This is a genomic window from Arthrobacter sp. CAL618 (assembly GCF_000468215.1).
GTDB lineage: Bacteria > Actinomycetota > Actinomycetes > Actinomycetales > Micrococcaceae > Arthrobacter_D.
In genome coordinates, this window is record NZ_ASZW01000241.1 from 3,249 (window position 1) to 11,355 (window position 8,107).

Annotated in this window: 7 protein-coding genes (1 of these 7 running past the window's edge); 6 read left to right on the forward strand and 1 reads right to left on the reverse strand. The window is 64.3% G+C overall.

Going from position 1 to position 8,107, the window contains the following annotated elements; translation table 11 throughout:
- The 6 genes in view from K728_RS0114325 to K728_RS0114350 are tightly spaced (at most 53 nt apart) and all read left to right on the forward strand, a layout consistent with a single transcriptional unit that may run on beyond the window.
- Nucleotides 1-1,162, forward strand: the 3' portion of a protein-coding gene (locus K728_RS0114325; RefSeq protein ID WP_035748226.1) for an extracellular solute-binding protein. 167 nt of this gene lie to the left of the window's left edge; only the last 1,162 of its 1,329 coding nucleotides appear in the window; the start codon falls outside the window, past its left edge; it ends in the stop codon at nt 1,160-1,162.
- 53 nt (nt 1,163-1,215) lie between these two features.
- A complete protein-coding gene (locus K728_RS0114330; protein ID WP_050994835.1) occupies nt 1,216-2,124 on the forward strand; it encodes a carbohydrate ABC transporter permease in 909 nt (302 codons plus the stop codon).
- Nucleotides 2,121-2,969 carry a carbohydrate ABC transporter permease gene (locus K728_RS0114335; protein WP_019481743.1) on the forward strand — a complete coding sequence of 283 codons (849 nt, stop codon included), beginning with the start codon at nt 2,121-2,123 and terminating at the stop codon, nt 2,967-2,969. The genes K728_RS0114330 and K728_RS0114335 overlap by 4 nt, the downstream gene beginning before the upstream one ends.
- Nucleotides 2,970-3,021: 52 nt before the next feature.
- Nucleotides 3,022-4,350: an ABC transporter ATP-binding protein gene (locus K728_RS0114340; RefSeq protein ID WP_019481742.1), complete on the forward strand. Its 1,329-nt coding sequence runs from the start codon at nt 3,022-3,024 to the stop codon at nt 4,348-4,350.
- Between the two features lie 3 nt (nt 4,351-4,353).
- On the forward strand, nt 4,354-5,976 hold the full coding sequence (locus K728_RS0114345) for a helicase HerA-like domain-containing protein (RefSeq protein WP_443110996.1): 1,623 nt from the start codon (nt 4,354-4,356) through the stop codon (nt 5,974-5,976).
- A 46-nt stretch (nt 5,977-6,022) separates the two neighbouring features.
- Nucleotides 6,023-6,988, forward strand: a complete 966-nt coding sequence (locus K728_RS0114350) for a hypothetical protein (protein ID WP_024477122.1) — start codon at nt 6,023-6,025, stop codon at nt 6,986-6,988.
- Here the strand turns inward: K728_RS0114350 and K728_RS0114355 are convergent.
- Nucleotides 6,985-8,107 (reverse strand): NHL repeat-containing protein (locus K728_RS0114355; RefSeq protein WP_024477123.1); only part of this gene is annotated, 1,123 nt, incomplete at its 5' end. The genes K728_RS0114350 and K728_RS0114355 overlap by 4 nt on opposite strands.

Below are 8,107 nucleotides of genomic sequence, written 5' to 3' on the forward strand. Positions count from 1 at the left end.
GGCTGCCATAGCCGCCAGCTGCACCGAAGAGGCCGACGGCGCCTACCGGATTGAAACGTCCCTGTTGCCTACCGATGCAGCAGCCCAGCGCGAGCAGTTGGCGCGGCGGCTCGCAGCCGGAGACACCTCAATGGACATCATGAGCATTGACCCGCCGTTCATCCCCGAGCTCGCGGAACCAGGCTTCCTGGCACCCATCCCCGAGGACTCAGTCGACGTCTTCACCGAGAACGTGCTCGAAGGCGCGCTGGCCGGTGCCACCTGGAAAGAAGAACTGGTAACGGTGCCGTTCTGGGCGAACACCCAGATCCTCTGGTACCGCGAATCGGTCGCCGAGGCCGCCGGGCTGGACATGTCCCAACCCGTGACCTGGGACCAACTGATCGAAGCAGCCACCGAGCAGGACAAGCTCCTCGGCGTGCAAGGCTCCCCCGCCGAGTCGATGACCGTGTGGATCAACGCGCTGGTTGAATCGGCAGGGGGCCAGATCCTCGAGAACCCGGAGGCTCCCGCCGACGAACTGCAACTGGGCCTCACCTCCGAGGCCGGGCAGGAAGCGGCACGGATCATCGCCACCATCGGCACCGAGGGCCTCGGCGGCCCGGGCCTGCCGACCTCCACCGAGAACACGTCCCTCACCCTCTTCCAGGGCGACGACGGCTCCTTCATGGTCAACTACCCGTTCGTCTGGCCCGCCACCCTGGGCGCCGTCGAGGCTGGGTCCATCGACCAGTCGGTGGTCGACGACATAGGTTGGGCCCTGTTCCCGGCCGTCACCGAGGGCGAGGACACCGCACCGCCGCTGGGTGGGATCAACCTCGGAGTCGGCGCGGCCAGCGACAACCCTGACCTGGCCTACGAAGCGATCGAGTGCATCGTCCAACCGGAGAACCAGACCGAGTACTTCATCACCAACGGCAACCCGCCATCGAACTCGGAGGCGTACGACGATCCAGCGATCGAGGAAGACTTCCCCATGGCGACGACCATCAGGGACTCCCTCGAACTCGCGGCTCCTCGCCCCCAGACACCGTTCTACAACGAAATCTCCACCGGACTGCAGCAGGAATGGTCGCCACCCAACGAAGTGGATCCTGACCAGACTCCCGAACAGTCCCAGGAGTTCATCACCGCAGTGCTCAGAGGGGAGAGGCTACTGTGAGTAGCTCAACGATCAACAAGCCTGACGCCGGCGACAAGCTGAAGAAGCAGAAGATGCAGCACAGCGACCGGGTCAAAGCCGAACGCCGGATGGGCTGGTACCTCGCGGGCCCCGCCTTCGTGGTGATGCTGATGGTGACCCTCTACCCGATCCTGCAGGCCTTCTTCGAGTCCCTGTTTGCGTTCCGGCTCACCGCCCCCGATGAGCGGGAGTTCATCTGGTTCGCCAACTACATCACGATCCTCTCCGACAGCGTGTGGTGGCAGGGCCTCCTGGTCACGGTCCTCATTACGGTGATCACCGTCGCCGTCGAACTGGTTCTGGGCTTCGCCCTGGCCCTGGTCATGAGCAAGGCGCTGAAGTCTCTCAAAGGCATCCTCCGTACCGCGATCCTGGTGCCGTACGGCATCATCACCGTGGTGTCGGCGTACGCCTGGTTCTACGCCTTCGACATCAACTCGGGGTACGTGAACGCCTGGTTTGACTGGGTCCCCGGCATCGACTCGGACCTCAACTGGTTCGCTCAGACCGGCACGTCACTCTTCGTGATCATGGCGTCGGAGATCTGGAAGACCACCCCCTTCATCTCACTGCTCCTCCTCGCCGGCCTGGCGCAGGTGCCCGATGAGCTGACCGAGGCCGCCAAGGTCGACGGCGCCACCTGGTGGGAGCAGATGCGCAAGGTCGTCATCCCCAACATGAAGGCGGCGATCATGGTCGCCGTCCTGTTCAGGGCCCTGGACGCGTTCCGAATATTCGACAATGTCTTCATCATGACCAATGGCGAGAACAACACCGAAGTGCTTTCGCTCCTCGCCTACCGGACGTCGATCAGCCGCCTCGAGATTGGGCTCGGCTCGGCCGTCTCGGTCCTGCTGTTCCTGTGCGTCATCCTGATCAGCTTCGCTGCCATCAAGATCTTCAAAGTGGATCTTGCCGGCACGAGAGGAGAAAAGAAATGAAGAACTCTTCCCGGCGCGAAAAGATCTGGTGGGCAGTAATCTCGGTTCTGGTGCTGCTTTACGCCCTGTTCCCGGTGGCTTCCATCCTGGCTACCTCGTTCAAATCTCCCAGCGACCTGACCAACGGAAGTTTCCTGCCGTCGTCGGGAGCTGCCACCATCTCCAACTACGAGCAGATCCTCGTTGGTGACGCGCAGGAACTGTTCCTGACCTCCCTGCGCAACTCCATCGGCATCTCGCTCATCGCCACGGCAATCGCCGTCGTCCTGGCCACCCTGTGCGCCTATGCGATTGCCCGTCTCGACTTCCCGGGGAAGCGGCTCGTGCTCACCACGGCCCTCGCGGTTTCGATTTTCCCCGTGATCTCGATTGTCACCCCGCTGTTCAATCTCTGGCGCAACATCGGCCTGTATGACACCTGGCTCGGGTTGATCATCCCCTACCTGTCCCTGACCCTGCCGATCTCCATCTGGACGCTGGCAGCCTTCTTCCGCCAGATTCCCTGGGAGCTGGAGCAGGCGGCGCAGGTCGACGGCGCCACCACCTGGCAGGCCTTCCGCAAGGCCATCGTCCCGCTGGCGGCACCCGGGGTGTTCACAACGGCGATTATTGCGTTTTTCATCGCGTGGAACGACTTTGTGTACGGCATTTCGCTGACCTCCACCGAAGCAGCGCGGCCGGTTCCGGCGGCGCTGGCATTCTTCACCGGAGCCTCCCAGTTCGAGTCACCCACCGGCGCCATCTCGGCCGCTGCGATCATCGTCACCATCCCGATCGTCCTGCTGGTCCTGCTGTTCCAACGTCAAATCGTTTCCGGCCTGACCTCGGGCGCCGTCAAGGGCTAATGGCGCAGTCCCAGCCGCCTGCGCCAGTCACATAGAAAAGGATCACCAGAAAATGGCTTCAATTACCCTCAACAACCTGGTCAAGAAATACGGCGACGGATTCCCCGCCGTCAATGACATCAGCATCGACATCGCCGACGGCGAGTTCATCATCCTGGTGGGCCCCTCCGGCTGCGGCAAATCCACCCTGCTGCGCATGATCGTGGGCCTGGAGGACATCACCGACGGCGAGCTCCTGATCGACGGCGAGCGCGTCAACGATAAGGCACCCCGGGACCGCAACCTGGCCATGGTGTTCCAGAACTACGCCTTGTACCCGCACCTCACGGTGTATGAGAACATCGCCTTCCCGCTGCGGCTCGCGAAAGGCAAGCACAGCGAGGAACAGGTGAACAAGCTTGTCACCGAGGCGGCAGCCACCCTTGAACTGACCGACCACCTGCAGCGGAAGCCTGCCAACCTTTCCGGTGGCCAGCGCCAGCGGGTTGCCATGGGCCGGGCCATTGTGCGCCAGGCTGATGCGTTCCTCTTCGACGAGCCGCTGTCCAACCTGGACGCGAAACTGCGCGGCCAGATGCGCTCCGAGATCTCCCAGATGCAGCGCCGGCTCGGAGTGACCAGCGTGTACGTTACCCACGACCAGACCGAGGCTATGACCCTGGGCGACCGGGTGGCAGTCCTGAAGATGGGCGAACTGCAGCAGATCGCCTCCCCACGGGAACTCTACGAGCAGCCCCGGAACCTTTTCGTTGCCGGCTTCATCGGCTCTCCATCGATGAACTTCATCCCCGCGACCATTGAGAACGGCAAACTGCAAACCGTCCTCGGCGACCTCGACGTCCCCGCCGAGAAGCTGGCCAAGGTTGAAGGCAAGAAGGTGGTGCTGGTGGGCGTCCGGCCGGAGTTCTTTGAGGACGCGAAACTGGTCGAGGAGTCCAAGCTGCCCCACGGCTCCATCTTCACTGCCACGCTCACCCATACCGAGTGGCTCGGCAACGAACAGTACGGTTACATCAACTTCAACCCGGACCCCGAAATGCGCGAGCTCCTGAACAACCTGGCCCGCGAAATGGATGCCGACGAACTCCGCCCGCAGATCGTTGTCACCCTCGACGCTGCCAGCCGGATCCGTGGCGGACGCGAAGCCGAAATCTGGCTGGACACCCGGAAGCTGCACCTGTTTGATCCTGAGTCCGGGGAGAACCTCACCCGCGATGCAGAGGCGGGCGCAGCGCTGACTGCTGAAGCCGGTCAGGAGCGTGCCGAGGAGATCGCCACGGCCAAGGAAGCGGACCGCGTCAACGGCCACGGAACCCCGGATTCGGGCAGCGGCAGCACCGACAACGGTCAGGGTGGCGGCAAACACGCCGCGGCGAGCTGACCATTGGTGGAGCGTGACGGTTCGGAACTGATTGCCGGGATCTCCTCCGGATATACCTTCGAGGGGCCCTCGATCCATCTCGGTGCCGCAGTGCTGGATGGCGAGGTGTACCCCGAAGCGGCGGTGCGTCTTCCGCTGGCGATGATGAACCGTCACGGGCTCGTCGCAGGGGCAACCGGCACGGGAAAAACCATCACGCTGCAGGTCATGGCTGAGCAGCTCAGCGCCCAGGGTGTCCCGGTGTTCCTGGCGGACATCAAAGGGGACCTGACCGGTCTCTCCACCCCGGGACCCGGCGGTGAGAAGCTGCTGGCCCGCACCCTGAGCGTGGGCCAGCAGTGGTCCGCCAGGAGTTTCCCGGTCGAGTACTTCTCCCTGGGCGGGCACGGTGCCGGTGTTCCCATTCGCGCAACCATCTCCGAGTTTGGGCCGCTGCTGCTCTCCCGGGTGATGGACTTGAATGAGACCCAGGAGTCCAGCCTCACCCTGATTTTCCACTACGCTGACCTGGCCGGGCTGGAATTATTGAACCTCGCTGATCTTCGGGCAGTGATTTCGTTCCTCACCTCCGACGAGGGCAAAACCGCTTTGAAGGACCTCGGTGGCTTGTCGAAGGCCACCGCGGGGGTGATCCTGCGGGAGCTGATCACCCTTGAAGCGCAGGACATGGCCAGATTCTTTGGAGAACCCGAATTCGACACCGCCGATCTGCTCCGCCAGGCCCCGGACGGCAGGGGAATGATCAGCTGCCTCGAACTGCCCACCCTCCTGCAAACACCCCAACTCTTTTCCACCTTCCTGATGTGGCTGGTAGCCGATCTTTTCGCCGACCTGCCCGAGGTGGGAGATCAAGACAAACCCAAGCTGGTGTTTTTCCTCGACGAGGCGCATCTGCTCTTCGACGACGCGTCCAAGGAATTTCTGCGGTCCATCCAGACGTCAGTCCGCCTGATCCGGTCCAAGGGTGTCGGCATCTTCTTCGTCACCCAGACGCCCAGGGATGTTCCAGCGGACGTCCTCGGGCAATTGGCCAACCGTGTTCAGCACGCGTTGCGCGCCTTCACCCCCGAGGACGCGAAGGCTTTGAAAGCCACGGTGTCCACCTTCCCCACCAGTGACTACGACCTGGCTGAGGTCCTCACCTCAGCAGGGACGGGCGAGGCGGTGGTGACCGTCATGAACGATCGGGGCGCGCCCACCCCCGTCGCCTGGACCCGAATGACCTCCCCCGAATCGACGATGGGCCCCTCAGCGCCTGCTGTCGTGGAGGAGATCGTCCGGGCCTCACCGCTCCGCGCCCACTACGAAACGGCGATCGACAGCCATTCGGCCTTCGAAAAGCTCACCACTCCCGCTCCGCCCAGCGCGACGCCGCCCCGGGCCGAACCAGCTGCTGATGACGAGGCCCGCCGGATTGAAGAGTCAATTACGGGGCACCGGGGCACCCCGCCACCGTCCTCCGGTCCGGCTGGGACACCCCCACCCCTCGGCGTTCCCACGCCGGCACCCCGGCAGCAAGACGGTGAACTGATGGAGTTCGCGGTCAAGGCGGCAGGCGCCATCGGGGCGGAGCTCGCCCGGGGTTTATTCGGCACACAGCGGAGGCGCAGTCGTCGTCGTTGGTAACCGGGCACCACTCAACGGGTAACGTAATAGCGTGCAAACGTCTTCTGTGATCAAAGTCCTAGCAGCCTGGCTGCTCGGTCTGATGGTCGTGGTTGCGGCCGCGATTGCCACCGTGGTGGTGGTCAATACGCACATTTTCAACCCCGAGGAACAGGTCCACGACTACCTCGAAGCACTCTCGGACGGCGACGGCGAACGCGCCCTGGGGCTCCTCAACGCGTCGGTGCCCGAGGCCAACGCGGCCATGCTCAACGGTGCTCCGCTGCAGCAGTCGATGGCAGCTGTTGAGGGCGTGGCGGTCGGTGATGCGGTGGAGGTCGGTGACGGCCGGGTGGAGGCCACCATCACCTACACGGTCCGCGGTGCAGCACACTCGTCAACGTTTTCCCTGGAGCGCACCGGTACGGAGTGGCTGTTCTTCAACACCTGGGAGTTTGTTCCGTCGGTGCTGCCCACCCTCGAACTGTCGGTGATCAACCAGGTCGAGGCCACCCTCAATGGGACCAGGGTAGGCATGCCCGAGGGCAGAAACCAGTTCGCCGTGTTTTACCCCGGGGACTTTGAAGCCCACTACACGAGCGAGTACTTCGCTGCGCCGGCCCAAACCGTTGCCGTCACCGACCGCTCGGGCGGCCAACGAATAGCGCTCGCTACCGCGGCCACCGATGCGCTGGTGGAGGCGGTGGACGGCCAGATCCGGCGCTTCCTGGATGAATGTGCGGCGCAGACCGTGTTCCAGCCCGCCAATTGCCCCTTCAACTTCCAGACCGAGAACCGGGTGGCCGGGGACATCCGCTGGTCCATCACGGAATACCCGACGGTCTCCATCGAGCCGTTCAACGGCAGCTGGGTGATGGCGCCGCTCTCAGGCAACGCCGAACTGTCCACCTCGCTGCAGGACCTCTTCACCGGCTCAATCGAACCGGTGACGGTCCCCCGCGAGTTCGGCTTCACCGCCCGCCTGTCAGTGGGCGACGACGAAATCGCCGTCACCCCGGTGGTCCAGTACTAGTCGAGGCCCCGCAGGTCCAGGGTCAACCCGGTTTCGCCGTCGTCGCTGATCCGCACCGGGATACCCCAATCCTGCTGGTAGAGGTGGCATGCTGCATGATCGGGGATCTCGCCGCCCGGCTCCCCGTCACAGGCCGCCGCGCGGGCGGTGATGTGCAGGACGCCCTCGCTGACGGCGTCGGACAGCACCAGTTCGCGGGTCAGACCCACCGACGTTCCGCCACCGGACACCAGTAGTTCCTCGGGTGAGGAGGAGATCTTCAGCTGGGTGGGGTCACCCCACCGGTCGTCGAGTTTCTGTCCCTTGGGCGCGGAGAACCGGATAGTAAGCGCATGCGATCCGGCGACGACGGGGGTCTGCGGTCGTTGCGTCTGGGACGCGCCTTCATCGACGGCGAGCGCTTCCTTGGGGATCGGCACCCGGACCAGCTGGTGGCGGTTGGCTTCCACCACAATGAGGAGCGGCTCGCTGCCCGACGCGGTGGGGGTCAGGTCCACCAGAACGTCGCAGGGCTCCGAAAGACCGCGGGCCAGGGTTGAGACCTGCCCCGTGGCTGGATCGTACCGGCGCACCGCGCCGTTGTAGGTGTCGGCGATGGCCACCGACCCATCGGGAAGGGCGGTAATGCCCAGCGGGTGCTGCAGGCGTGCCTGGTCCGCGGCGCCGTCCCTGAAACCGAAATCAAACAACCCGGTCCCGATGGCGGTCCGCACCTGGGTGCGGCGGTGGCCGTTGAACTCGGGGAAGGAAAGGGTCCGTACTGCCGACGTTTCCGAGTCGGCGACCCAGAGGTTGCCGCTGGCATCCTCGGCCAGGCCCGAGGACTGGGCGAACCAGGCCTCGGATCCGTCGCCGTCGAGCAGGCCCTCCAGTCCGGTGCCCGCAAGGATGTCGACGGATCCGGTGACTGGATCGAACGTAAACAGCTGATGGGTGCCCGCCATGGCAATCACCACGCGTTCCAGCACGGTTGACCACAGCACGTCCCACGGCGAGGACAGCGAGACCTCCAGCGGCCGGGTGCCCAGGTGGGTGTCGGTCAGGCGAGGGGTGGCGTCCTCCGGGGATTCGACGTCGTACCCGCTCGGCTGGTCGAAGTTCTCCTGCAGCTCGGCGGGG